The organism is Duganella flavida, assembly GCF_009857445.1.
GTDB lineage: Bacteria > Pseudomonadota > Gammaproteobacteria > Burkholderiales > Burkholderiaceae_D > Rugamonas > Rugamonas flavida.
In genome coordinates this window covers 94140-117154 of the sequence record NZ_WWCN01000009.1, presented here as the reverse complement: position 1 = coordinate 117154, position 23015 = coordinate 94140, and the positions used below count along the sequence as shown (strand labels likewise).

General features: G+C 58.6%; 26 protein-coding genes. 21 read left to right on the top strand and 5 right to left on the bottom strand.

From position 1 onward, the window contains the following. Window positions 1–141: 141 nt before the first annotated feature. The 7 genes from GTP46_RS15585 (at window position 142) to GTP46_RS15555 (ending at window position 7947) form a co-directional block, all read left to right on the top strand. A complete protein-coding gene (locus tag GTP46_RS15585) occupies window positions 142–540 on the top strand; it encodes a barstar family protein (RefSeq protein ID WP_202414293.1) in 399 nt (132 codons plus the stop codon). A gap of 124 nt (window positions 541–664) precedes the next feature. Next, window positions 665–1276 (top strand): phosphoribosylglycinamide formyltransferase, encoded by a 612-nt coding sequence (gene purN, locus GTP46_RS15580; protein ID WP_161007556.1) that lies wholly within the window; start codon window positions 665–667, stop codon window positions 1274–1276. A 20-nt stretch (window positions 1277–1296) separates the two neighbouring features. Further along, the gene (locus GTP46_RS15575) at window positions 1297–2604 is read left to right on the top strand and encodes an RsmB/NOP family class I SAM-dependent RNA methyltransferase (RefSeq protein ID WP_161007555.1); all 1308 of its coding nucleotides are present in this window, start codon (window positions 1297–1299) and stop codon (window positions 2602–2604) included. A 70-nt stretch (window positions 2605–2674) separates the two neighbouring features. After that, the gene (locus GTP46_RS15570) at window positions 2675–4024 is read left to right on the top strand and encodes a mechanosensitive ion channel family protein (protein WP_161007554.1); all 1350 of its coding nucleotides are present in this window, start codon (window positions 2675–2677) and stop codon (window positions 4022–4024) included. Window positions 4025–4121: 97 nt separating this feature from the next. Further along, a complete protein-coding gene (locus GTP46_RS15565; RefSeq protein WP_161007553.1) occupies window positions 4122–5318 on the top strand; it encodes a DesA family fatty acid desaturase in 1197 nt (398 codons plus the stop codon). Window positions 5319–5483: 165 nt separating this feature from the next. Beyond that, the gene (locus GTP46_RS15560) at window positions 5484–6749 is read left to right on the top strand and encodes an alkaline phosphatase family protein (protein WP_161007552.1); all 1266 of its coding nucleotides are present in this window, start codon (window positions 5484–5486) and stop codon (window positions 6747–6749) included. Between the two features lie 31 nt (window positions 6750–6780). Beyond that, window positions 6781–7947 (top strand): cytochrome-c peroxidase, encoded by a 1167-nt coding sequence (locus GTP46_RS15555; protein ID WP_229258963.1) that lies wholly within the window; start codon window positions 6781–6783, stop codon window positions 7945–7947. A 49-nt stretch (window positions 7948–7996) separates the two neighbouring features. Here GTP46_RS15555 and rpmG read toward each other — a convergent pair whose 3' ends face one another. From rpmG to radC, 3 genes are all read right to left on the bottom strand, one after another. Next, window positions 7997–8164 (bottom strand): 50S ribosomal protein L33, encoded by a 168-nt coding sequence (rpmG, locus tag GTP46_RS15550; protein ID WP_005665735.1) that lies wholly within the window; start codon window positions 8162–8164, stop codon window positions 7997–7999. A gap of 13 nt (window positions 8165–8177) precedes the next feature. Further along, window positions 8178–8414, bottom strand: coding sequence for a 50S ribosomal protein L28 (gene rpmB / locus GTP46_RS15545; protein WP_008451488.1), 237 nt, complete (start codon window positions 8412–8414; stop codon window positions 8178–8180). A 161-nt stretch (window positions 8415–8575) separates the two neighbouring features. Continuing rightward, window positions 8576–9250 (bottom strand): RadC family protein, encoded by a 675-nt coding sequence (radC, locus tag GTP46_RS15540; RefSeq protein ID WP_161007551.1) that lies wholly within the window; start codon window positions 9248–9250, stop codon window positions 8576–8578. A gap of 112 nt (window positions 9251–9362) precedes the next feature. Here radC and GTP46_RS15535 point away from each other — a divergent pair, with 112 nt between their 5' ends. The 6 genes from GTP46_RS15535 to GTP46_RS15510 all read left to right on the top strand — a co-directional run bounded on the left by GTP46_RS15535 (window position 9363) and on the right by GTP46_RS15510 (window position 14674). Then, window positions 9363–9815: an FKBP-type peptidyl-prolyl cis-trans isomerase gene (locus tag GTP46_RS15535; protein WP_161007550.1), complete on the top strand. Its 453-nt coding sequence runs from the start codon at window positions 9363–9365 to the stop codon at window positions 9813–9815. A 7-nt stretch (window positions 9816–9822) separates the two neighbouring features. Then, entirely contained in the window at window positions 9823–10788 is a 966-nt protein-coding gene (gene ispH, locus GTP46_RS15530; RefSeq protein ID WP_161007549.1) for a 4-hydroxy-3-methylbut-2-enyl diphosphate reductase, read from the top strand. Window positions 10789–11008: 220 nt separating this feature from the next. Next, on the top strand, window positions 11009–11938 hold the full coding sequence (locus GTP46_RS15525; protein ID WP_161007548.1) for a branched-chain amino acid ABC transporter permease: 930 nt from the start codon (window positions 11009–11011) through the stop codon (window positions 11936–11938). A gap of 12 nt (window positions 11939–11950) precedes the next feature. Next, on the top strand, window positions 11951–13168 hold the full coding sequence (locus GTP46_RS15520) for an ABC transporter permease subunit (protein ID WP_161007547.1): 1218 nt from the start codon (window positions 11951–11953) through the stop codon (window positions 13166–13168). Between the two features lie 13 nt (window positions 13169–13181). Further along, complete coding sequence (locus GTP46_RS15515) at window positions 13182–13952, top strand: ABC transporter ATP-binding protein (protein WP_161007546.1); 771 nt, start codon at window positions 13182–13184, stop codon at window positions 13950–13952. Continuing rightward, window positions 13952–14674: an ABC transporter ATP-binding protein gene (locus GTP46_RS15510; RefSeq protein ID WP_161007545.1), complete on the top strand. Its 723-nt coding sequence runs from the start codon at window positions 13952–13954 to the stop codon at window positions 14672–14674. Before GTP46_RS15515 ends, GTP46_RS15510 begins: the two co-directional genes overlap by 1 nt. A 220-nt stretch (window positions 14675–14894) precedes the next feature. On the opposite strand, the gene phaP is transcribed toward GTP46_RS15510, so the two are convergent. Beyond that, on the bottom strand, window positions 14895–15455 hold the full coding sequence (gene phaP / locus GTP46_RS15505; RefSeq protein ID WP_161007544.1) for a TIGR01841 family phasin: 561 nt from the start codon (window positions 15453–15455) through the stop codon (window positions 14895–14897). Between the two features lie 338 nt (window positions 15456–15793). Between phaP and GTP46_RS15500 the strand changes: the two genes are divergently transcribed. The 3 genes from GTP46_RS15500 (at window position 15794) to pbpG (ending at window position 18594) form a co-directional block, all read left to right on the top strand. After that, window positions 15794–16702, top strand: coding sequence for a DMT family transporter (locus GTP46_RS15500; RefSeq protein WP_161007543.1), 909 nt, complete (start codon window positions 15794–15796; stop codon window positions 16700–16702). 9 nt (window positions 16703–16711) lie between these two features. Beyond that, window positions 16712–17407, top strand: coding sequence for a nitroreductase (locus GTP46_RS15495; RefSeq protein WP_161007542.1), 696 nt, complete (start codon window positions 16712–16714; stop codon window positions 17405–17407). Between the two features lie 128 nt (window positions 17408–17535). After that, window positions 17536–18594, top strand: a complete 1059-nt coding sequence (pbpG, locus tag GTP46_RS15490) for a D-alanyl-D-alanine endopeptidase (RefSeq protein ID WP_161007541.1) — start codon at window positions 17536–17538, stop codon at window positions 18592–18594. On the opposite strand, the gene GTP46_RS15485 is transcribed toward pbpG, so the two are convergent. Continuing rightward, window positions 18576–19355 carry an IclR family transcriptional regulator gene (locus tag GTP46_RS15485; RefSeq protein WP_161007540.1) on the bottom strand — a complete coding sequence of 260 codons (780 nt, stop codon included), beginning with the start codon at window positions 19353–19355 and terminating at the stop codon, window positions 18576–18578. The genes pbpG and GTP46_RS15485 overlap by 19 nt on opposite strands. Before the next feature lie 103 nt (window positions 19356–19458). On the opposite strand from GTP46_RS15485, the gene GTP46_RS15480 reads away from it, so the two are divergent. From GTP46_RS15480 to GTP46_RS15460, 5 genes are all read left to right on the top strand, one after another. Further along, window positions 19459–19842: a diacylglycerol kinase gene (locus tag GTP46_RS15480; RefSeq protein WP_161007539.1), complete on the top strand. Its 384-nt coding sequence runs from the start codon at window positions 19459–19461 to the stop codon at window positions 19840–19842. 88 nt (window positions 19843–19930) lie between these two features. After that, window positions 19931–20938, top strand: coding sequence for a sulfate ABC transporter substrate-binding protein (locus tag GTP46_RS15475; RefSeq protein ID WP_161007538.1), 1008 nt, complete (start codon window positions 19931–19933; stop codon window positions 20936–20938). Beyond that, window positions 20938–21492 carry an RBBP9/YdeN family alpha/beta hydrolase gene (locus tag GTP46_RS15470; RefSeq protein ID WP_161007537.1) on the top strand — a complete coding sequence of 185 codons (555 nt, stop codon included), beginning with the start codon at window positions 20938–20940 and terminating at the stop codon, window positions 21490–21492. The genes GTP46_RS15475 and GTP46_RS15470 overlap by 1 nt, the downstream gene beginning before the upstream one ends. A 25-nt stretch (window positions 21493–21517) precedes the next feature. Continuing rightward, on the top strand, window positions 21518–22156 hold the full coding sequence (locus tag GTP46_RS15465; protein WP_161007536.1) for a peroxiredoxin: 639 nt from the start codon (window positions 21518–21520) through the stop codon (window positions 22154–22156). Between the two features lie 72 nt (window positions 22157–22228). After that, the gene (locus GTP46_RS15460; protein WP_161007535.1) at window positions 22229–23005 is read left to right on the top strand and encodes a sulfite exporter TauE/SafE family protein; all 777 of its coding nucleotides are present in this window, start codon (window positions 22229–22231) and stop codon (window positions 23003–23005) included. Window positions 23006–23015: the final 10 nt, after the last annotated feature.

Here is a 23015-nt window from a genome sequence, read left to right as displayed (position 1 = left end):
ATGGGATTGAATGGCTGGCGCCGACCTGCTGGCCATATTTAGTGGACAGGTGCTCAAATTATTTACTCTTTAATACACAAGTTAGGCACTCCCGACAGTAAAGTGGACACTCCGTACATACCAGGTCAAATTGAGGGGAACATGAGCTTGCTGATGAGCGTGCCGCCCAACCTCGTGCAATCGATTCGTGCCTTCCGCATCAACGAATTGCAAGAGGAAGCGGCCCGGCTGGGCCACCACTTTCTGTATGCGCACCCGATTACTGGTGCCACCAAGCAGCAAGTACTGGGCCTGATTTCGGAAGCATTCCAGTTTCCCAAGGGAGTAGGCAAAAATTTCGACGGGCTGCGTGAAACGCTGACGGAGACCATGTCCAAGGCCGGTGAGCAAACCGGTTTCCTGATCGTGCTGGATCAGTTGCCGAATACCCAAAAATTTGACAAGGAAGCAAGGGAAACCGTGCTGGACGTCTTCCGCGACGCTGCCGATTACTGGGCCGACAAAAAAGTGCCATTCCGGGTGTTTTACTCCTTCGAGTAAGCCCGTTTCCCCGCCGCGCCCGCGCTGCAGCGGGCTTCCCACGGTCGGCTAATCCCTGCTGCATTGCAACAATTCTTGCCTTTTGAGTGGCCCTGCGCCTGTGGACAAGGTACAATGCCGGGTTATGAAAAACATCGTCCTCCTTATTTCTGGTCGCGGCAGCAACATGGAAGCCATCGTGCGCGCACACCAGGCGGAGCGCTGGCCGGCCCGCATTGCGGCCGTGATCAGCAACCGCGCGGATGCGCCCGGGCTGGCATTTGCCGCCGAGCACGGGATTGCCACCGCCGTGGTCGCCAATAAGGATTACGCCAGCCGCGCCGAGTTCGACGCCGCCCTGCAAACTGTGATCGACGGCTTCCAGCCCGATCTGGTGGTGTTGGCCGGTTTCATGCGCATCCTGACCGAGCCGTTCGTCACGCACTATGCGGGCCGCATGCTCAATATTCATCCGTCGCTGCTGCCGCTGTTCCCGGGCCTGGCGACGCACGCGCAGGCGCTGGCCGCCGGCGTGCAGGAACATGGCGCCACGGTGCATTTCGTAACGGCCGAACTCGATCACGGGCCGATGGTGCTGCAGGCGTCCGTGCCTGTGCTGCCGGATGATACGGTCGAAACCCTGTCGGCCCGCGTGCTGGAACAGGAACATGTCATTTATCCACGCGCGGTGCGCTGGTTTGTAGAAGACAGGTTGTCACTAGCGCAGGGCGCGGTCCAAGTGGACCACAGTAAGTAAAAATCTAACCAAGGAATTCCATGAGATTGCCTCCAGCGATACTCGCCAACGCCGAAGAAGTGTTGCGCGAGATTTTGCGCTTTGCCGCGCCAGCCGACACCACCCTGTCGCGCTATTTCAAAGATCACCCACGCCTGGGCGGCCGCGAGCGCGGCGCCATTGCCGAGTCCGTGTACAACGTGCTGCGCAATAAAAACTTCTACACCGATTTCTCCGAAGCGGGCGGCGGCGCCACCATGCGTCGCTTGACCTTGCTGGGCATGGCCGATGCGGTCGGCCTGGAAGCGCTGGGCGGCGTGAGCGAAGAGGAAGCTGAGTGGGTGACCCGCATCATGGGCATCGACCGTGCGCTGATGCACAAGTCGAGCCGCTCGAACATGCCGAAATGGCTGTTCGAGAAGCTGGTTGAGCAAATGGGCGAAGAAGAAACGCTGGCGCTGGCCGACGCCATGAACCAGCCAGCACCGCTGGACCTGCGCGTGAATACGCTGAAAGCCAACCGCGAAGAAGTTATCGCCAAGCTGGCCGAAGCGCCGATTCGCGCGACGCCGACGCCGTTTGCGCCGCAAGGCTTGCGCGTGCTGCAAAAGCCGCAGTTGCAAAACCTGCCGCTGTTCAAGGACGGCCATATCGAAGTGCAGGACGAGGGCAGCCAGATCCTGTCGGCCATCGTCGCGCCGAAGCGCGGTGAAATGGTGGTGGACTTCTGCGCTGGCGCTGGCGGCAAGACGCTGTCGCTGGGTGCGATCATGCGCAACACCGGCCGCTTGTACGCGTTTGACGTGTCCGAAAAGCGTCTGGCCAAGCTGAAGCCGCGCATGGCGCGCAGTGGCCTGTCGAATGTGCATCCGGTGGTGATCGCGCACGAGCGCGATGCCAAGATCAAGCGCCTGGCCGGCAAGATCGACCGCGTGCTGGTCGATGCGCCATGCTCGGGCCTGGGTACCCTGCGCCGTAACCCGGACGTGAAATGGCGTCAGAAGCCGGAAGCCATCGGCGAAATGCAAATCAAGCAAGCGGCGATTCTGGCCGGCGCCGCGCGCCTGGTCAAAGGCGGCGGCCGCCTGGTCTACGCCACCTGCTCGGTGCTGGATGATGAGAACGAATTCATCGCCAAGCAATTCCTGGAAGGCCACCCGGACTTCGAACTGGTCCCGATGAGCAAGGCGCTGGCCGAGCAAAAGATCGAACTGGACATGGGCGACTATCTGAAGCTGCTGCCACACAAGCACCAGACCGACGGCTTCTTCGCTGCCGTGTTCGAGCGCAAGCAGATGCCGAAAAAGGCCAAGGAAGCTGAAGAAGTAGAAGCAGCAGACGACGAGTAATTCAACAGGCCGGGGACTCCCCGGCCTTTTTTGTTAAAGTACATACCTCAACCATTTTTACGCTTATACGATGCCGCAACAACAGCCCCTGCTCAACCTGATCGATGACCTCACCGGCGACCTGAACGACCCCAGCCTGCTGTGGCAGCTGGCCGCCATTATCGTATCGGTGCTGATCGGCTTCGGGCTGGCGCGGCTGCTGAAGAAGCGCTACGGCCGGCAGGAGGCGCACACGCACTCGGGCGTGCTGGGCTTTGGCGTCGAGAGCTTTGGGCGGGTGATGGCGCCGCTGGCGGTGATCAGCCTGCTGGCCTTGTCGCGCGTGATCCTGGCCAAGTTTCACTACACGCACGTCAACTGGATCAAGATCGCGATGCCGATCTTCGGTTCGCTGGCGGTGATCCGCTTCACCTTCTATTTGGTGCGCCGCGTGTTCGCGCGCAATGGCCGCACCATCAGCGCCACCATGCTGGCGTTCGAGAAAACCTTCCAGCTGCTGGTGTGGCTGGCCTTCGTGCTGTACATCACCGGCCTGTGGGTGGACGTGTTCGCCTTCATGGATGGCACGGTACTGCCGATTGGTAAATACAAGGTCACCATCGCCGATATCCTGCAAGCGACCGCCTCGGTGATCGTGCTGCTGATGCTGGCGCTGTGGGCCGGCGCGGCGCTGGAAGAGTGGCTGATGAAAGTGCAGGGCATGCACACCAACCTGCGGGTGGTGGTGTCGCGCACCGCGCGCGCGCTGCTGATCCTTGTGGCTGTGCTGATGAGTTTGTCGCTGGTGGGGATCGACCTGACGGTGCTGTCGGTGTTTGGTGGCGCGCTGGGTGTGGGCCTGGGGCTGGGCTTGCAAAAGATCGCCAGCAACTACGTGTCCGGTTTTGTGATTTTGCTGGACCGCTCGCTGACCATCGGCGACATGATCACGGTCGATAAATACAGCGGCCGCGTCACGCAAATCAACACCCGCTACACAGTGCTGCAGGGCCTGGACGGCATGGAGTCCATCGTGCCGAATGAAATGCTGGTGTCGGGCGCGGTGCAGAATTCCTCGCTGACCAATAGCAACGTCAACATCTCAACCAAAGTGTCAGTGGCCTACGATACCGATGTCGACATGGTGATTCAGTTGCTGACGGATGCTGCGCTGTCGGTCGAGCGCGTGTTGAAGGACAAGCCGCCATCGGTCAACCTGACTACCTTTGGCGCAGACGGCCTCGACCTGACCGTCAATTTCTGGATCCGCGATCCGGAGAATGGCCGCGGCGGCGTGACCTCGGATGTCAACCGTGCGATCTGGCGCGCGCTTAAGGAGCACAATATCTCTGTGCCATTCCCGCAACGGGAAATGCGCATCCTCGGTCCGGTGCCCGCGCCCCTCGCGGGACAAGAAAGCACGATCGTGCCTAAGGAATAGTCAGTGATTCAGGGAAAATCGTCGTACAATACTGTCCAAAAGTAAGAACGGCGGGCGACGTACGCCTGTTAAAAACACAATCTTGGTTGGAGTAGTAATGAGTTTATACGCAGTATTGGATTTCCTGTCGAACGGTATTACCCGTTTCAGCGCTTGGGAAGTGTTCTTCTACACGATGGCGGTGACCCATATCACCATCGCCAGTGTGACGATTTACCTGCACCGTTGCCAGGCGCACCGCGCGCTGGACCTGCATCCTATCGTCAGCCATTTCTTCCGCTTCTGGCTGTGGTTGACCACCGGCCAGGTGACCAAGGAGTGGGCATCGATCCACCGCAAGCATCACGCCAAATGCGATACCGAGGAAGATCCGCACAGCCCGGTCACCCGCGGCATCAAGCAAGTGTTCTGGGAAGGCGCCGAGCTGTATCGCGCTGAATCCAAGAACAAGGAAACGATGGAAAAGTACGGTCACGGCACGCCGGATGACTGGATGGAGCGTAACGTCTACACCCGCCATAGCGCGCTGGGCGTGTCGTCGCTGCTGGTGATCAATTTCGCGCTGTTTGGCGTGATCGGCGTTACCGTGTGGGCGGTGCAAATGATCTGGATCCCGATCACGGCGGCCGGCATCATCAACGGCATCGGCCACTACTGGGGCTACCGCAACTACGACTGCTCGGACGCAGCGACCAACATTATCCCGTTCGGCCTGCTGATCGGCGGCGAAGAGCTGCACAACAACCATCACACGTTTGCGACCTCGGCCAAGCTGTCGTCGAAATGGTATGAGTTCGATATCGGCTGGGGCTACATCCGCGCGCTGGAAATGGTCGGCCTGGCCAAGGTTAAGAAACGCGCACCGGAGCCGAAGTTCGCCAAGGATAAGCTGGAAGCCGACTTCGATACCCTGCAATCGGTGATCGCCAACCGCTACGACGTGATGGCCAAGTACGCCAAATCGGTCAAGCGTGCATGGAAAGAAGAGCTGGAACACCTGAAGCACAAGGCCGAGCTGGAATCGCGCTTCCTGAAATCTTCGCGCAAGCTGCTGCAGCGCGAGCCGGGCAAGCTGGAAGCGCCGCAACAGCAGCAGCTGTCGGAACTGTTCCAGCACAGCAAAGCGCTGGAAACCATGCACAATATGCGCGTGGAACTGGGCGTGATCTGGGAGCGTTCGCACTTCACCCGCGACCAGTTGCTGCACAAGCTGCAAGACTGGTGCAACCGCGCGGAAGCGTCGGGCATCCAGTCCCTGCAAGAATTCTCGCTGCGACTGCGTAGCTACGCGTAAAAATCGAATTTCTCCAAAGTCCCGCTTCGGCGGGATTTTTTTGGTTGCTCGTCAGCGAAACTTCAACTATTATAACTTTTGGTAATATCAATTTTGTTTTTGTCATATCGGCGTAATAAAGCCTGCGTAAGCTGCGGGCTCTTCACCACCATACATTGGACAAAAATGAAATTGGGATTGAACTTCAAATGGGCAGCCGTCGCCAGCCTTGCGGCGCTGTCGACCGTGCTGGCTGCTTGCGGCAGCAGCGACAAGGTTGATACCGGTGCGCAGCGTGTCAAGCACGTATTTGTCATCACGCTGGAAAACAAGGACTACAACGACTCCTTCGTCAACAGCACCCAGAATCCTTACCTGCAAAAGACCCTGCCTGGCATGGGCGCGCTGCTGACCCAGTACTACGGTACCGGCCACGCCAGCCTGACCAACTACATCGCCATGATCAGCGGCCAGCCAGTGACGCCATCGAGCGCGGCCGACTGCACCACCTATACCGATTTCGTCCAGACCGGCACCAGCGCCGAAGGCCTGCCTGTGGGCGATGGCTGCGTTTATCCTGCCGCCGTCAAGACCCTGCCGGACCAGCTGAAAACTTCCGGCCTGACCTGGCGCGGCTACATGGAAGACATGGGCAATGACCCAACCCGTGAAAGCGCCACTTGCGGCCACCCAACCATCGGCACCACCGACCAGACCAACCACCAGCTGGCGCCGAGCGCTGCGGTGCCGAAGGGCGACCAGTACGCTGCCCGTCACAATCCATTCGTGTACTTCCACTCGATTATCGATTCGCCGGATTGCAAGACCAATGTGGTCGCGCTGGACAAGCTGGAAGGCGACTTGGCCAAGGTGGATAGCACGCCGAACTTCGTGTTCATTACGCCGAACGTCTGCAACGACGGCCACGACGGCGACGGCACCGGCGCAGCGGGCAAGGGCTGTATCAACGGCCAGCCTGGCGGACTGAAGACTGCTGACGAATTCCTGAAAGTCTGGGTGCCGAAGATCCTGGCATCGGAAGCCTACAAGAAGGATGGCCTGCTGATCATCAACTTCGACGAAGGCGGCGCCACCGCAGGTCAGACCGTGACTGTGGATTCGTCCGGCAAGCAGCATATCGTGGTCAGCTACAATTCCGCCGAAGCGTGCTGCAACCAGCAGGGCGGCCCGAACGTCAAATATCCGCTGACGCTGACTTTCCCGGTCTCGGCCACCATGCAATATGACCTGAGCTTCCCGGCTGCGGGCGGCGGCCGTACCGGTGCTGTGCTGATCTCACCATTTATCAAACCGGGCACGGTCAGCAATACCGCATACAACCACTACTCACTGCTGAAGAGCATCGAGCAAATCTTCAAGATCAAGGAATACCTGGGCTACGCGAACCAATCGGGCCTGGCAGCATTTGGTGATGACATTTTCACGAACTGATGTAGTTGCCGCGCTGGGTGCGGCATTTCTCATGGTTGGCTGTAACCGCGCGCCCGCTCCGGCGCCGGTTGCTGCCGATAACCGTGTTGCGATGGCGGCCCTGGGCCGCCAGATGTTCTCTGACGCGTCGCTGTCGGCATCGGGCCGCCAGTCCTGCGCTACCTGCCACAGCCCAGCCCATGCCTACGGTCCACCGGACGGTCAGCCGGTGCAGCCGGGCGGCGAGGGCATGGACAAGCACGGCTTTCGCTCTGTGCCGTCGCTACGCTACGTGCTGCCGCGCACGCCGCGCTGGTTCAAGGAGCACCAGCGCGATCCGATCGAACGCGAGATCGAGGCCGACTCGGTGCCGACCGGCGGCTTTACCCGTGACGGCCGTTTCGACACGCTGCACGAGCAGGCCCGCGGACCACTGTTTGATCAGGCTGAAATGGCCAACCGCGACGATGCCTCGCTAGCTGCCAAGCTGCGCAAGGCATCGTATGCTGAAGAGTTCTCGCGCCTGTTCGGCGCCGCTGCGCTGGCCGACGACAAGCAGGCCGTGGATGGCTTGACGATGGCGCTGGAGCGCTTTCAGCTGGACGATCCAAGTTTCGCGCCGTACACCAGTAAATTCGACCAGGTGCTGAAAGGGCAGGCGCAACTGAGCCAGCAAGAGCAGCGCGGACTGCAACTGTTTGCCGATCCATCCAAGGGCAACTGCGTCTCCTGCCACATCGCGTCGCCCGGCGCGAATGGTGCGGCGCCACTGTTCACTGATTATTCGTTCGCCATCCTCGGTGTGCCGCGTAACCGCAAGCTGGCGGTCAATGCTGATCCTGCGTTCTTCGACGTCGGCCTATGCGGTCCGGCCCGCAAGACGCCGGCCGCGCTGGACCAGAAGTACTGCGGTGGTTTCAAGACGCCTAGCTTGCGCAATGTAGCAACCCGCCGCGTGTTTATGCATAACGGTGTGTTCGACAACCTGGCCGACGCGGTGCGCTTCTACGCCGACCGTGACCTCAAGCCGAAGCGCTGGTATCCACACGGCCGTTACGACGATTTGCCGCCAGCCTGGCGCAACAACGTCGACCGCCTGACCGCGCCATTGAACCGCAAGCCTGGTGAGCAACCAGCGCTGGACGAAGCGGAAGTGCAGGACATCGTCGCCTTCCTGCGCACCTTGACCGATGCCGATGCGCAAACCGCAGCACCATAAAAAAAAGCCACTCAATGAGTGGCTTTTTTTCAGAGAAGCGAAGATCGAATTACTTGATCTTGGTTTCTTTGTAGATCACGTGCTTGCGAGCTTTAGGATCAAACTTGGTGATCTCCATTTTCGCAGGCATGGTGCGCTTGTTTTTGGTCGTGGTGTAGAAGTGACCAGTACCAGCGGTCGATTCCAGCTTGATTTTGTCGCGGCCAGTTTTTGCCATGATAGCTCCCTATTTAGACTTTTTCGCCACGGGCGCGCATATCGGCCAGAACGGCATCGATGCCGACCTTGTCGATTACACGCAGACCAGCGTTGGACAGACGCAGGGAGACCCAGCGGTTTTCAGATTCAACAAAAATACGACGGTTCTGCAGGTTAGGCAGGAAACGACGTTTGGTTTTGTTGTTTGCGTGGGAAACATTGTTGCCGACCATCGGCTTCTTCCCAGTTACTTGGCAAACACGTGCCATAACGCACTCCTTAAAAGACATTCCAAAATTGGAAAAACAAGAGTATATCCAAAAAAATCAGCTTTTTCAATCACTTACGAAAAACAATTGTGTCTAGATAGTGTGAAAATATTTAACAATTATGAATTCACTCGTAAACCCTTGAGCGCATAGGGGTAAACCTACAGTTGTCCATGCTCGGCAAAGGAGTGGATTTGATGCCCTGCGACCACAAAGTGGTCGAGGACGCGGATATCGACCAGTGCTAAGGCCTGCATCAGGGCCCTGGTCAGCACAAGATCCGACTCGCTTGGTTCGGGCGTGCCGGAAGGGTGATTGTGGGCCAGCATCACGCTGGCGGCGTTGCGCGCCAGTGCTTCCTTCACTACTTCGCGCGGGTAGACCGAGGTGTGGGTCAGCGTGCCGCGAAACATTTCCTTCGCGTCAATCAGGCGGTTTTTGACGTCGAGGAACAGCACGTGGAAGGATTCGAAGGGCTTGCCGGCAAAGGTGGTGCGCAGGTATTCCTTCACCGCACGGGGCGAGCTGAGCATGGAGCCGGCTTGCAGTTCTTCCAGGATGGCGCGCCGCGCCAGTTCCATCACCGCTTGCAGCTGGGTGAACTTGGCCGGTCCCAGGCCTTTGACTTCGGCGAATTCCGGCAGGCTGGCGGCAAACAGTTTTTGCAGGGAGCCGAAGTGACGCACCATTTCTTGTCCGAGTTGGACGGCGTCCTTGCCGCTGACGCCGGTGCGCAGGAAGATCGCCAGCAGTTCGGCGTCAGACAGCGCTTGCGCGCCTTCACGCATCAGCCGCTCGCGCGGGCGTTTTTCTTCTGGCCAGTTCAGGATGGGCATGGTGGTTTCTCCGTAATCGCCATTTACTTTGCATGAGTTTTGAGCGGGGAAGGCGATGCGGATCAAAGGTGGCTTACAATATGGCCTTTGTTAGTTCATCTAAGCTTAAGTCATGTCTACCGAGCAACCTGTCGTCACCGCATCGTCGTACCTCACTCTGAACTATCGCCTGGCCTCGCTGGACGGCGCCGATATCGTCACCACCTTTGCCACCACGCCCGCCACGCTGCTGATGGGCCAGGGCCAGTTGGCGCCGGTGCTGGAAGAATTGCTGATCGGCCTGCCAGAAGGCACGCACAAGACTTTCGAGCTGGAGCCAGGTGTCGGCTTCGGTCCGCGCAACCCTGAGCTGATCCGCGAAGTCAGCCGCGCCACGCTGGACGCCAACTCGGCGCCGGACGCCGACTACAAGATCGGCGACCTGGTTGATTTCGCCGCACCGGGCGGCGGCCGCTTTGCCGGCATCTTGCGCGAGTTGGGCGCTGAAACCTGCGTATTCGACTTCAACCATCCGCTGGCCGGCCAGCCGCTGAAGTTTGAAGTGCAACTGATCTCGGTCCTGTGAGGATGGCATGAGCGATAAAGAACTCCTGTTGGCCCAGCCGCGCGGCTTCTGCGCCGGCGTTGACCGTGCGATCGAAATCGTCGAGCGCGCCTTGCAGCAGTTTGGCGCGCCGATTTATGTGCGTCACGAAATCGTCCACAACGCCTATGTGGTGGCCGACTTGCGCGCCAAGGGCGCCATCTTTATCGAAGAATTGAGCGAAGTGCCGGCCGGCCAGACGCTGGTGTTCTCGGCCCACGGCGTGTCCCAAGCGGTGCGCGCGGAAGCCAATGAACGCGGCTTCAGCATCTTTGATGCGACTTGCCCGCTGGTCACCAAGGTGCACGTGGAAGTGGCCAAGATGCGCAAGCAGGGCTGCGAAATCATCATGATCGGTCACGACGGCCACCCGGAAGTCGAAGGCACGATGGGTCAGACCGACGAGGGCATGTACCTAGTGGAAACCGTAGCCGACGTGGAAAAGCTGGAAGTAACCAAGCCAGGACAACTGGCCTACGTGTCCCAGACCACGCTGTCGGTGGACGACACCGCCGACATCATCGACGCGCTGAAACGCAAGTTCCCCGCCATTATCGAGCCGAAAAAGGGTGATATCTGCTATGCCACCACCAACCGCCAGGAAGCTGTGAAGTTCATGGCGCCGCAAGTGGAAGTGGTGATCGTGGTCGGCAGCCCGAACAGCTCCAACTCCAACCGCCTGCGTGAAGTAGCGGAAAAGAAGGGCACGCCAGCCTACATGGTCGACAACGCCACCCAGATCGATCCAGCCTGGCTGGACGGCAAGCTGCGCGTGGGCGTGACTGCGGGCGCGTCGGCGCCGGAAGTATTGGTGCAAGCCGTGATCGACCGCCTGAAGGAACTGGGCGTGCGCAGCGTGCGTCCGCTGGAAGGCGTGGAGGAAAATGTCACCTTCCCACTGCCGAAAGGTCTGGACGGTGTACCAAAAGCTGCACCAGTCGAGGGCACAATCTAACTATTGTTTGGACGGCACGGAATATAATTCAGTGCCGTTGGTATTATTCCACGATTAGTTTTTCGGAATGTTCGTTATTATTTGCTTCGCTCTAAACGGGTGATGAGATAGCGCTCAGGCATAAAACTTGCATCGTGGGCGTGTAGTCAACGGCGGCACTACGGGGACACCCGGGTGCCGTTTTTGTTACATGGTCGCAATAACAATAGTAAAGGCAAAAATGGATACTTTTATCCAACAAATCATTAACGGGCTAGTGCTGGGCAGCATGTATGCACTGGTCGCGCTGGGCTACACCATGGTGTACGGCGTGCTGAACCTGATCAACTTCGCCCACGGCGACGTGCTGATGATCGGTGCGATGACCGGCCTCACCATCCTCAACATCCTCAACCAGCACTTCCCGGACTTGCCTGGCTATATCAAGCTGGCCATCGCCATCGGCGGTGCGATTCCGGTCTGCATGATCGTCAACATCATCATCGAGCGCGTGGCTTACCGCAGCCTGCGCAATGCGCCGCGTCTGGCGCCGCTGATCACCGCGATCGGCGTGTCGACCTTGCTAAACACCTTTGCCATGATGATCTGGGGCCGCAACCCGCTGCCGTTCCCGCAGCTGCTGCCGGCTGATCCGATCGCCATTGGCGGCGCGTTGATTTCGCCTACTCAAATTCTGCTGCTGGCGCTGGCGCTGATTTCGATGGCCGGGCTGGTGCTGCTGGTCGAGAAAACCCGCATGGGCCGCGCCATGCGCGCCACGGCGGAAAACCCGCGCGTGGCCGGGCTGATGGGCGTGGATTCGAACAAGGTCATCATCGCTACCTTCGCGTTGGGCGCGGCTCTGGCGGCGGTGGCTGGTGTGATGTGGGGCGCGAATTACGCCTCGATCCAGTTCTCGATGGGCTTCCTGCCGGGCCTGAAAGCTTTCTGCGCAGCGGTGCTGGGCGGTATCGGCAACATTTACGGCGCCATGCTGGGCGGTATTGTGCTGGGCATTATTGAAAGCCTGGGCGCTGGCTACATCGGCGACCTGACCGGCGGCTTCCTCGGCAGCCACTACCAAGACATCTTCGCGTTCGTCGTGCTGATCCTGGTGCTGACGGTGCGTCCGTCCGGCATCATGGGCGAGCGCGTGGCGGACCGCGCGTAAGGAGGGCGGAACATGGGCATTATGAATTTCGATACCAGCCGCAATCCGCGCAAAGCTTATGCGAGCATGGCCGTGCTGGTCGTCTTGCTGGTGGCTTTCCCGTTCTTTGCGCAGAACTATGGTAACTCGTGGGTGCGCATTGCCGATATGGCGCTGCTGTACATCATGCTGGCGCTGGGCCTGAACATCGTGGTCGGTTTTGCTGGCCTGCTGGACCTCGGCTACATCGCGTTCTATGCAGTGGGCGCTTACCTTGCCGGCCTGCTGTCCTCGCCGCAATTTGCCACCTTGCTGGAATCGGTGATCAGCCAGTATCCGGCGCTTGGTGATACGCTGGTGGCCATCCTCGGTCCTGAGATTCAGCAAAACGGCATCCACCTGTCGGTGTGGCTGATTGTGCCGCTGGCGGCGGCGCTGGCAGCCTTCTTCGGTGCACTGCTGGGCGCGCCGACGCTGAAACTGCGTGGTGACTACCTGGCTATCGTGACCTTGGGCTTCGGCGAGATCATCCGTATCTTCATGAATAACCTGAACGAGCCGATCAACTTCACCAATGGTCCGCAGGGCATTAACCTGATCGACCCGATCAAGGTGTTCGGCGTCAACCTGGCCGGCGAGGCTGGTTCGCGCGCTACCGTGTTTATCGGCGGCTACGGTATGCCGTCGGTGAATGCCTATTACTTCCTGTTCCTGCTCTTGTGCGTGGCGGTGGTGTTTATCACCTCGCGCCTGCAGCATTCGCGCCTGGGCCGCGCCTGGGTGGCGATTCGCGAAGATGAGATTGCCGCCAAGGCAATGGGCATCAACACCCGTAACGTCAAACTGCTGGCGTTCTCGATGGGCGCCTCGTTCGGCGGCGTCGCTGGCGCCATGTTCGGTTCGTTCCAGGGCTTTGTGTCGCCGGAATCGTTCTCTCTGACCGAATCGATTGCCGTGCTGGCGATGGTGGTGCTGGGCGGTATCGGCCACATTCCTGGCGTGATCATGGGCGGCGCGCTGCTGGCAGCCTTGCCGGAAGTGCTGCGCCACGTGGTGGAGCCGCTGCAAGAAAAACTGTTCGGCCACGTGCTGATCGAGGCAGAAGTGCTGCGCCAGCTGCTGTACGGCCTGGCCATGGTGCTGATCATGCTGAATCGACCGGCCGGCCTGTGGCCTGCGCCCAAGCACGAAGATCGCCCGGATGGCGACTCCGACACCAAGAATCAATCGTCCGGCGTGATGGCGGCGTGAGGAAGAGAGCGAAATGACTGAGCAAGTAATTCTCCACATCGCCGGCGTCAACAAGCGCTTTGGCGGTTTGCAGGCGCTGACCGATGTTGGCATCAAGATCATGCAAGGCCAGATTTATGGCCTGATCGGCCCAAATGGCGCCGGTAAGACGACGTTCTTCAATGTGATTACCGGCCTCTACCAGCCAGACACCGGCACTTTCGAGCTGGCTGGCAAGCCGTATTCGCCATCCGCGCCGCATGAGGTGGCCAAGGCGGGCATCGCCCGTACTTTCCAGAACATTCGCCTGTTCGGCGAGATGACGGCGCTGGAAAACGTCATGGTGGGCCGCCACGTGCGATCCAAACAGGGCGTGTTTGGCGCGATTTTCCGCCACAAGGCTGCGCGTGAAGAGGAAGCGGATATTCACCGCCGCGCGCAGGAGTTGCTGGATTTCGTCGGCATCGGCCAGTTTGCCAAGCGCACCGCCAAATTCCTGTCCTACGGCGACCAGCGCCGCCTGGAAATCGCCCGCGCGCTGGCGACCGATCCGCAGCTGCTGGCGCTGGACGAGCCTGCCGCTGGCATGAACGCCACCGAGAAATTGGCACTGCGCGAACTCTTGATCAAGATCAAAGAGCAGGGCAAGACGGTGTTGTTAATTGAGCACGATGTCAAGATGATGATGAGCTTGTGCGACCGCCTGATGGTGCTGGAATACGGCAAACCCATCGCAGAAGGCCTGCCGGCAGAAATACAAAGTAATCAGGCGGTGATTGACGCCTACCTCGGAGGATCGCACTAATGAGCGACAACGTTCTTAAAGTATCGGGACTGAAAGTTGCATATGGCGGCATTAAAGCCGTCAAGGGTATCGATCTCGAAGTAAATAAAGGCGAATTAATCGCCCTGATTGGCGCCAATGGCGCCGGTAAAACCACCACTTTAAAAGCCATTACCGGCACTCTGCCTCCGTGCAAAGTCGAAGGCACAATTAGTTACCAGGGGGAAGCTTTAAAAGGCACCAAATCTTTCCATTTAGTTGAAAAGAAACTGGCGATGGTTCCGGAAGGCCGTGGTGTATTTACCCGCATGACGATACACGAGAATCTGATGATGGGTGCATATACTCGCAATGATAAAGCCGGTATTGAATCTGATATTGCCAAATGGTTTGATGTATTCCCACGTTTAAAAGAACGTGCGCAGCAATTGGCCGGTACTTTATCCGGTGGTGAGCAGCAAATGCTGGCAATGGCGCGCGCGTTAATGTCGCATCCAAAACTGCTGTTATTGGATGAGCCATCGATGGGTTTATCGCCGATTATGGTGGAAAAGATTTTCGAGGTAATCCGCAACGTCTCGAAAGAGGGCATTACCATTCTGCTGGTGGAACAGAATGCGAAACTTGCGCTGCAAGCAGCCCACCGCGGTTACGTCATGGACTCCGGTAACATCACCATGACAGGCAATGCCAAGGATATGCTGGACGATCCTCGCGTCAAAGCTGCCTACCTGGGCGAGTAATCCCGCCTCTCCTATGAAAAAGCCGCCTTGCGCGGCTTTTTTATTGCCTTCATCATGCTAAAAATTAGCATGTACACACTGTTTTCTGGCATGCAATGGTCGAAAAAAAAGCCCCGGGATTAACCGAGGCTTTTAAGGACACCCGTTTGTTGCGGAAACCACGGATGCCGAGGAGACCTAAAACGGGATACCGGCACCCTACCGCGCCGGCTTCCTTGAATTACTTCTTGGCTGGGGCAGCTTTTGCGGCAGCAGCGGTGAATTGGCCAACTGCGGCATTCAGGTTGGTTTCCAGCGATTCAACAGCCTGTTTAGCCGTTTTGGTGAATTGCTCGTAACCAGCGTTGGCATTGCCGATAGCCGATTTAAACAGGGCTACTGCATTTTCCGAACCGGCTGGAGCGTTTTTGCTGACTTCTTCAACCAGCGAAATAACTTTGCGGTTGGTTTCAGCGATTTGGGTTTCAGCGGCTTTGCTGAATTCAGCGCCAGTGCTCGAAGCGATGGTTGCCAGGTGGCGGCCATAAGCGATGGTTTTTTCAGCGCTTGGTTGAGCCTGGGCAGTTGCCAGCGAGAAGAATTCTTGTGGATCTTTAGCAGCCAGCAATTGCTTGGTGGCAGCCGACGATTCTTCCAGCGATGCTTTGGCAGCGGTCAGGTTCAGGTCGACGAATTTCTCCACGCCTTCGAATGCTTTATTGGTCAGGGCCGAGAAAATAGCGAATTGGGCTTCAAAGTTAGCTTTGGTCGCATTCGAGAATTGCTCAGGAATCGAAAACATTTAGTTCTCCAGGAAAAATAGTTGTGGATGAATACTGCTGGTGTTTCTACCGTCGGCGAGAAACAGGCAAAACTACGTTTCAGACCGAATCACGAATTGTGCAACGCAACAAACCCGATTTTACGGTCTTCAGAAATTAAGTCAAGCGATTTTTTGTGCATTGCATCAAAGAACGCAATCTTCATCTGGTGGAAATGTTTATCGAAAGAACTACCTCTTAAGAATGAGGCAAATGGCGGCTTCCCGATGGGAAATGCATGGCCGTGGTAGACTGGGGACCATCCCGATTCGGCGCCGCAACCCGGCGCCGATTGCCTTTTAGATCACAAGTTAGTCTGATGCCAGAGACCACCCAGGCCGCGTCCAGCACCCGGCACGCCAGTTTTTTGTCGCCGTTGCCGCTGTTTTTTGTGCTGTTATGGAGCAGCGGCTTCATCGTGGCCAAGTTCGGACTGCCTTACGCACCGCCGCTGACCTTCCTGCTGCTGCGCTTCCTTGGCGTGCTGTTGTTCCTGGTGCCGACAGTGCTGCTGCTGAAGGCGCCCTGGCCGCACGGCAAGATCGGCCATATCGCCGTAGCGGGGCTGTTGGTGCAGGCTGGCTACCTGATCGGTGTCTGGTGCGCCATCAAGCAGGGCATGCCGGCCGGCTTGTCGGCCCTGATCGTCGGCATGCAGCCCATCCTGACCGCGTTTGCCGCGCCATTGATCGGCGAGAAAGTCCGTCCGCGCCAGTGGCTGGGCTTGCTGTTTGGCATCGCCGGGGTAGGGCTGGTGGTGGCGGCCAAGATCCAGCTAGTTGGCCTGTCGCCAGCCGCTATATCGCTGTGCCTGCTTGCATTGGTGAGCATCACGACCGGAACCTTGTATCAAAAACATCATTGTCCGCAGTTTGACTTGCGCGTGGGCACGGTGATTCAGTTTGCCGCTTCCGCAGTGCTTATATTACCGTTGGCAATATTCTTTGAAGGATTAGGTCCGGATTTTGCTGCGGTGCAGTGGACTCCGCGCTTTATTGGTGCGTTGCTGTGGTCGGTGCTGGGCTTGTCGATTGGCGCGATTTTCCTGCTGTTTGCGCTGATCCGCCGAAATGACGCCACCCAGGTCACCAGTTTGATGTATCTCACGCCGCCGACCACCGCTATCATGGCCTGGTTGATGTTTGGCGAAGCGTTTAACGCCCTCGGCATGGCTGGCATGGCGCTGGCGGTGATGGGCGTCATTTTCGTCGTGAAGAAACCTAAATAGCGAGACTGCATGATTTCCAATCCAGCCCAGCAAGCCGTCGATGCCGCGATCACCTCGCGCCGCTCGATCCGTGCTTTCCTGCAGACGCCGTTGGCGTATGAGGACATCGCCGCCATCCTGCAGGTGGCCGCGCGCGCACCGTCCGGCACCAATACCCAGCCGTGGAAAGTCTACGTGGTGCAGGGCGAGCGCAAGCAGCAGCTGTCAGCCGCTATTTTGGCCGCCCATAACGATCCGGCCGAGGCGGCGCAGCACACGGAAGAATATGCCTACTATCCACGCGAGTGGATCTCGCCCTACATCGACCGCCGCCGCAAGGTCGGCTGGGATTTGTACGCGTTGCTGGGGCTGACGCGCGACAACAAGGCCGGTATGGCGGCCCAGCATGGCCGCAACTATGAATTTTTCGGCGCGCCGGTAGGTCTAATCTTTACCATCGACCGCGTTATGGAGCAGGGCTCGTGGCTGGACTACGGCATGTTCCTGCAAAACATCATGGTGGCGGCGCGTGCGCGCGGGCTGGACACTTGCCCGCAAGCAGCCTTCACCCAGTACCACCGCATCATTGCTGAGCAGCTTAAGTTGCCAGAAAGCGAGACTGTGGTGTGTGGCATGGCGCTTGGTGTGGCGGATATGAGCAAAATCGAAAATTCTTTGATCACCGAACGCATGGCGGTCGAAGAATTTGTTAAATTTGTCGAATAAGACTAGCTTGTTTTTTCCTATATTGCGCTGGCACAACCATTGGCGAAGATAAGGTTAAATTTGCTTGCGCTCGCTCAGTGTTTTGCTACACTGCAACGAGTATTGAAAGAATTTTTTGGGGAAGTCGAATGGTTAAACTCGCTATTAGCGCGCTCATCTCGCTGATGTTTGCATCTGCTGCCATCGCCGCACCGGCAACAGAGGCCGGCGGCGCTGCGCCCAAAAAACATCATGTAACAAAGAAACGCCAAGCGGTGCGCGTGGCTGCGGCCGACATGGGCGAACGCGTGGTCAAACGCGTGATCAAGGTCAACGGCAAGCGCAAGGTGGTGTATCAGCGCGTGCTGGCCGCCGCGCCGGCTGCGCCGACGATGGGCGACTTGGCCGGTCTGAGCAGCACGCACGATCCGCTGGACTTGAAGTCCAACGTGGCGCTGGTGCTGGACCAGGCCAACTCGGAAGTGCTGTTTGAAAAGAATTCCAACATCGCCTTGCCGATCGCTTCGATCACCAAGATGATGACCGGCCTGATCGTGGTGGAGGCTAAGCAGGACATGGATGAAGTCCTGAGCGTCACCGACGAGGATGTGGACCGCGAAAAATTCAGCAGCTCGCGCCTGAAAGTCGGCACCCAGATGACGCGCGCCAATATGCTGCACATCGCGCTGATGAGTTCGGAAAACCGCGCAGCTTCGGCGCTGGGCCGCAATTATCCGGGCGGCCGTCCTGCTTTCGTCGAGGCCATGAACGCCAAGGCGCGCGAACTGGGCATGACCGACACCCATTACGTCGATTCCAACGGCCTGTCGAAAATGAATGTGGCCAGTGCGCGCGATCTTGCCAAGCTGGCGATGGCGGCTTACCAGCAGCCAGTGCTGCGCCAGTACTCGACCGATCCGAAAGCGGTAGTGGAAACCAGCAATGGCCGTCCAATGGCGTTTGGCACCACCAACCACCTGGTTGCCAGCCCGGATTGGGCGATCGGTTTGCAGAAAACCGGCTTTATCAATGAAGCAGGGCGCTGCCTGATGATGCAGGCGGTGATTGAAGGCCGCTCGGTCATCATGGTATTCCTCGATTCCAAGGGCAAGCAATCGCGTACGGCCGACGCCGGCCGCATGCGCAAGTGGCTGGAAGCGCTGAAGCCTGTCAGTCTTGGCGGGGCTACTTATTCGAGCGGGATGTAACCGAGGGTGACGGAGATCTGGCGCGCAGTCAGCACCAGGTCTTCCAGCCAGTCTTCCTGCAAGCGGTCGGCCGGCGCCGAGATCGACAGCCCGGCAATCAGCTTGCCGCTATCGTCGTAGATGCCGGCGGCCATGCAGCGCACGCCCAATTCCAGTTCCTCATTGTCGCGCGAATAGCCGCGTGATTTCACCAGGCTGAGTTCACGCTCCAGCTTGCCCAGATCCGTGATCGAATTCTTGTTGTGGCCCGCCAATCCGGTGCGGGTGGCGTAGGCGCGGATGGCTTTCGGCTCGTCCACCGACAGGAACAGCTTGCCGGTCGAGGTCAGGTGCAGCGGGCCGCGGCCGCCGATGGCGCGCACCACCTGCATGCCTGAGCGTTCCGAGAAGGCGCGGTCGATGTAGACGATCTCGTCGCCCTGACGCACCGACAGGTTGATAGTCTGCTGGGTTTTTTTGTGCAGTGCACGCATGAAGTCCAGCGCTGCCTCGCGCACCGACAGGCGGCTCTTGACCACATTACCCAGTTCCAGCAGGCGCATGCCAAGTCGGTAAGTGCCCGGTTCGACCCGGTCAACAAAACGGGTGACCACCATATCGTTCAAAATCCGGTGGGCGGTGGACGGGTGTAGCCCCGAGACCTTGGATAATTCCTTGAGGCTGACGGGGTCGGGATATTTGGCCAGCGCATCGAGCAGCGCCACCATGCGCTCGATCACCTGGATGGTGGTCTTTTGCTCGGGAACGTTTTCGATTTTCATGATGTGGTTGGTGCGATGCAGTATTCGATACCAAACTTTATACCATAATGTGGAAAAAAACGAAAATGCTGCATAATGCGACATTCTTAACTTTTGCCACATCATGGATCCCGTCAGCGAATTCAAAAGCAAGAGCGGCCTCAAGCGCATTATCACGGCAATGTTCTACTCCATCGATGGCTTCCGGGCCGCATGGAAAGGCGAGCACGCCTTTAGACAAGAGGTCAGCGTGTTCGTGGTGGGTGCCATCATTGCGCTGTTGCTGCGGGTGTCGGCATTTGAAAAACTGGTGCTGATCGGGGTGCTTTTGCTGATCCTGATCGTAGAACTGATTAATTCCTCTATTGAAGCAGTGGTGGACCGGGTGTCGCTGGAACGCCACCCTTTGTCCAAGAATGCCAAGGATTTCGGCAGCGCCGCCGTGATGCTGACCTGTTTGCTGGCTATAGCCACCTGGGCGGTGGTGCTGTACAACCGTTTCTTATAAGGTTTTGGTATAACGAACTGCTAAATGCTTCGTTCTAATTTATAAGGGACGGCATTAATCTGGAGACCTTCACTACTAGGGGAATCCAATGCTGTCCAAGAAAATCATCGCCGCTGCTGTTCTTGCTATCTCCGCTGTTGCCCCAGCAATGGCTGCTGACATCTCGCTGCTGAACGTATCCTACGACCCGACCCGCGAGCTGTACCAGGACGTCAACACTGCGTTCGCCAAGGAGTGGAAAGCCAAGACCGGCGATACCGTCAAGATCAAGCAATCGCACGGCGGTTCGGGCAAGCAAGGCCGCGCCGTGATTGACGGCCTGGAAGCGGACGTGGTGTCGCTGGCACTGGCTTACGATATCGACGCCATCGCTGAGCACAAGCTGCTGGCCTCGGACTGGCAGAAAAAACTGCCGCATAACAGCACCCCATACACCTCGACTATCGTGTTCCTGGTCCGCAAGGGCAATCCTAAAGGCATCAAGGACTGGAACGACCTGGTCAAACCGGGCGTGGCTGTGATCACCCCGAATCCAAAAACCTCGGGCGGCGCCCGCTGGAACCACCTGGCAGCGTATGGCTACGCGCTGCGTCAACCAGGCGGCAACGAAGCGTCGGCCAAGGAATTCCTGAGCAAGCTGTACAAGAACGTGCCAGTGCTGGACTCCGGCGCGCGCGGCGCCACCACCACCTTCGTGGAACGCGGCATCGGCGACGTGCTGATCGCTTGGGAAAACGAAGCCCTGCTGGCGATCAAGGAACTGGGCCCGACCAAGTTCGACATCGTGGCGCCATCGGTCTCCATCCTGGCTGAACCGCCAGTGGCCGTGGTCGACAAAGTGGTCGACAAGCGCGGCACCCGCAAAGTGTCGGAAGCCTACCTGAACTTCCTGTACACCGACGAAGCGCAAGACATCATCGCCCAGAACTACTACCGTCCAGGCACCGAGAAAGCGTCGAAAAAATACGCTGCCCAGTTCCCGAAAGTGAAGCTGTTCACCTTGGCCGATGTGGCTGGCGACTGGACCAAGGCGCAGAAGACCCACTTCGCCGACGGCGGCCTGTTTGACCAGATCTACCAGCCTACCGGTAAATAATGAACAGCGGCTTTGAACAGTATCGCGTATTGATCGCGCCCGGCCTGCACAACAGCGGACCGGACCACTGGCAAAGCCGCTGGCAACGCCTGTTCCCCGCCTTCGAGCGGGTGCAGCAGGCGGATTGGGAAGTACCGGATCTGCCGCGCTGGTCGGCCCGTGTTGACCAGCTGCGCCAGCAAGACAGCCGTCCCACGCTGATCGTGGCGCACAGTTTCGGCGCGCTGGCCACGGTGCACAGCGTAGCGCGTGATCGGGATGGGGTGCTCGGCGTGCTGTTGGTGGCGCCGGCCGATCCCGATAAATTCAACGTCGCGGCACTGCTGCCGCAGCAAGCCTTGCCTGTGCCTTCCATCATGGTCGGCAGTACCAACGATCCGTGGATGGCGGCGCCGCGCGCCGAGCTGTGGGCCAAGCGCTGGGACAGCCGCTTCATCAACGGCGGTCCGCTCGGCCATATCAACGCAGAGTCCGGTCTCGGCGACTGGCCCGAAGGGCTGGAAACCTTGTACTTTTTAGCAGAGCAGGCGCACAATAGTGTATTGTCCGCGTGACCATTTTTTCCCCTGGAGACCAAACATGACCATACGCCTCGGCGATATCGCGCCTGATTTCGAACAAGATTCTTCCATTGGCAAACTGAAGTTCCATGAGTGGGCAGGCAGCTCGTGGGTGGTGCTGTTCTCGCACCCGGCTGACTTTACGCCAGTGTGCACCACCGAGCTGGGCTTGACTGCCAAGCTGAAACCTGAATTCGACAAGCGCAATGTGAAAGCGATCGCACTGTCGGTCGATCCAGCTGAATCGCACACCGCCTGGATCAAGGACATCGAAGAAACCCAGAACACCGTGGTCGGCTTCCCGATCATCGCTGATGCGGACCGCACGGTCGCTACCCTGTACGACATGATCCACCCGGAAGCGTCGGCTACCGCCACCGTGCGCACCCTGTTCGTGATCGACCCGAACAAGAAGGTTCGCCTGAGCATCACCTATCCGATGAGCACCGGCCGTAACTTCGACGAAGTGCTGCGCGTGATCGATGCGCTGCAACTGACCGACGGCTACACCGTGGCGACGCCAGGCAACTGGAAAGATGGCGACGACGTCATCATCCCGCTGACGGTGCAAGATCCGGAAGTGATCAAGCAAAAGTATCCAAAAGGCTTCAGCTCGCCACGTCCGTACCTGCGCGTGACGCCACAACCGAACAAATAAGCTTATAAGTTTTCCGTTGTTTGGGATTTTCCCCTCTGTAGGTAACCTTCGGGCCTACTTTGGGGAAATTCTATGGATTTGCAGTTTGTTGCATCAGGATTTGCAGTTGGTCTGCTGGTTGGTATGACCGGCGTAGGCGGTGGCTCGTTGATGACGCCGCTGCTGACCCTGCTCTTCGGCGTCACGCCGGCCGTTGCCGTCGGCACTGACCTCGCATTTGCCTCCCTGACCAAGGGCGTCGGCACCTTCACCCATCGATTACGCGGTACCGTCCACTGGGACATCGTGCGCCGTCTTTGCCTCGGCGCGCTGCCGGCTGCGCTGCTGGCCAGTATCGGCCTTAAATACTTCGGCACGCTCAGCAAAGAGATGGGCCAGATCATCCGCTACACCATCGCTGGCTCCGTATTCCTGACCGTGATAGCCTTGCTGTTCAAGCGCAAAATGCTGGCCTGGATCACCGCCCACCCGGAGCGCCAATTGCAGGGCAGGGCGTTGCATAACGCCACCATCTTCACCGGCGCCGTACTGGGCGTGCTGGTAACCATTTCCTCGATTGGCGCCGGCGCGATTGGCGCCACCGTGCTGGTCATGCTCTACCCGCGCCTGACCGCCGCCGAAGTGGCTGGCACCGACATCGCTTATGCCGTGCCGCTGACCGCGATTGCCGCCGTAGGCCACTGGTGGCTGGGCTCGATCAACTGGACCCTGCTGCTGACCTTGCTGGTTGGCTCCGTGCCCGGCATCACCCTCGGCGCTTACGCCGCCCGCGCCGTGCCTGAGCGCTTGCTGCGCGGCATCCTTGCCGTCACCCTGGTCGCTGTAGCCGTGAAGCTCGTATATAGCTGAATCATCTAAT